The sequence below is a fragment of the Methylobacterium nigriterrae genome (assembly GCF_037106235.1).
Taxonomy (GTDB): domain Bacteria; phylum Pseudomonadota; class Alphaproteobacteria; order Rhizobiales; family Beijerinckiaceae; genus Methylobacterium; species Methylobacterium nigriterrae.
This window is the reverse complement of record NZ_JBAWTG010000358.1, coordinates 1-1452: the sequence shown is the minus strand read 5'-3', so window position 1 is coordinate 1452 and position 1452 is coordinate 1. Positions and strand designations below refer to the sequence as shown.

The following is a 1452-nucleotide window of genomic DNA, read 5'->3' as shown; positions in this document are numbered from 1 at the left end:
GGCTGGAATGACAAGGCAGCTCTCCCAAAAAGCAGCCTTGAATCAGATCTCGCCTCGACCCGGTAGACCCAAATCTTAAATCCTCACCACAGCCTAGCGCCTCCGCGATGATCCGCGCGCCCTCCACCACATGCAACATTGCGTGCGATTTTAGCTGGCCCAGGCGTGCTCGATGGCGCGCCCTGTAGGATGCTGCTGGCGACCCCTAAATCGGCCTGATCGCCTATGCCGGTGTCTGGCTTTCGTGGGTAGGTGTCGGCCGGCGGGGTGCTAGGAGGGCAAACTGGGGCGCTCCGCCGGTTCTTGGATGCCGGCATGCGACGTGCACCGGTAGGCCGCGCCCTGGGACGAGGGTGGCAGTCACCGGCCGTGTGCGCTTCTTCCCTTACAGCGTGTCGCGGTCGGTGATCCCGAACTTGCCGAACTACGTGCTCACATCTTGTTGCCGTGACCGACGTAGGCGCTCCAGAGCGTCCCGCATGTCATCCGGCATGCTGCGTGCGGACGTTGGAGGGCAGACGCGCTGCAAGAGGCGCACGAGGGCTTCTAAGGCTGCTGCGTGAGGCCCCGTCCCGCACGACCGTCGAGGCTGCGGAGCCCCGGAGAAGGGCGCGAGCATCGGGCGATGCTGTGTCTCAGGTGAGGATGTTGCGAGACAACGGGTTGTCCGCGTCCCCCATCGCGCTCCCCGGGGTCTTCTAAACGGCGTTAGCACGGTGGAAGGTGAGCGGCATCAACCAAGGTGCTCGCAATCCCAGAAGCGCGTGTAGGTGTGGCCGTAACGCACTTCGGAAACGGTCAGGCGGCGGTTTGCCCGAGGCGTTCAGCTTCAGCACGCCACGCATCCCGCTGCTGTTCGGCCTCGGTGAGTTGCGTCCGTAACGCCGCAATCTCGGCCTGTCCCCGCCCTGCTCCGTCGTTGTCCTGAAGGGCTGCCCTGAGATCCGGGAGTGCCGCGATGTTCAGCGCGACCCGCCGTGCCTCCTCGCGAGACATGTAGCTGCCAGTTGCCTGCCGCGCGATGTCCTCGGAGTAGTAGGCGTAGGCCAGCGGAAGAGCGGCGGCGTCCTCAATGCGAAACGCGCCCTCGAACTCGACGACACGCCAGGGCGCGAAGAAGCGGCGGGGCTCGTCCGTCATGGCGCAGGTCCGTGCCTCTAGGCCGCTTCCATCCAAGGGGTAGCGGTGGTCAGCGAGATTGGCATTGAGAAAGGCCCCACCGGCTGCTGATGCGCAGACAGCTGGTGGGGCCAGCCCGCCAGCCGTGGGGGGTTGGATCAGTGGCGGGTGAGGCCAGGGTCGTCGCGAAGCGTGAACGCCTCCTTACCCGTCTGGGCCGGGTACGGCTGCGCACTAGAGCAGATCCCGCGCTGCTTGAGACAGGTTTGCGGGTGACGCGTTGACGGGTGAAGGAGCTTGCCCATGCCGTCACCTTTGTCTGTTGACCTGCGC

General features: G+C 65.4%; 1 protein-coding gene. It reads right to left on the bottom strand.

Features of this window, described 5'->3' with window-relative positions:
* Positions 1-798 precede the first annotated feature (798 nt).
* Positions 799-1140 carry a hypothetical protein gene (locus WDW90_RS37045; protein ID WP_336492713.1) on the bottom strand — a complete coding sequence of 114 codons (342 nt, stop codon included), beginning with the start codon at positions 1138-1140 and terminating at the stop codon, positions 799-801.
* Positions 1141-1452 lie beyond the last annotated feature (312 nt).

Coding starts and splice junctions, on each gene's coding strand:
- WDW90_RS37045 (WP_336492713.1), bottom strand. CDS start 1,140: ATGACGGACGAGCCCCGCCGCTTCTTCGCGCCCTGGCGTGTCGTCGAG.